This is a genomic window from Corallococcus llansteffanensis (assembly GCF_003612055.1).
In the GTDB taxonomy this organism is placed as follows: domain Bacteria; phylum Myxococcota; class Myxococcia; order Myxococcales; family Myxococcaceae; genus Corallococcus; species Corallococcus llansteffanensis.
Window position 1 is genome coordinate 1 of sequence record NZ_RAWB01001228.1, and the last position, 391, is coordinate 391.

Annotated in this window: 1 protein-coding gene; it reads right to left on the reverse strand. The window is 74.4% G+C overall.

Annotated elements, in window-relative coordinates; genetic code table 11:
• A partial coding sequence (locus D7V93_RS44295; RefSeq protein WP_120648759.1) for a hypothetical protein occupies positions 1 to 367 on the reverse strand: 367 nt, incomplete at its 3' end.
• Positions 368 to 391 lie beyond the last annotated feature (24 nt).

Sequence of the window (391 nt, forward strand, 5' to 3'; positions counted from 1 at the left end):
GCGCGAAGGAGCGGGGAGGGGCGGTGGCCGGGTGGCTGCGCTCCACGCCCGACGATACCTGGACCACGTCCCCCGCGAGCAGCGCCCCGGCCTGCGGGGCGGCCGTGAGCAGTGGGCACGTCTCGTGGTTGAGGCCCGGCGCGTCCGCCACCGCGGGCGGCACGGAGGCGAACGCGGGGGCGCGCTCGGCGAACCGGGACAGCGTGGGGTTCGCGCGCCGCGCGTCCTCTTCGAACGACTGGTGTTGCGGACAGAAGAAGTGCGCGTGCTGCTCCACGTGCAGCGTCAGACCCAGCGGCTGGGCACCCCAGATCGCGACGAGCAGCATCGCGGTGAGGCGGGCGAGGGTGTGGGCGCGCGAGAGCATCAGGGAGTGCCGGCTGGCTTACTG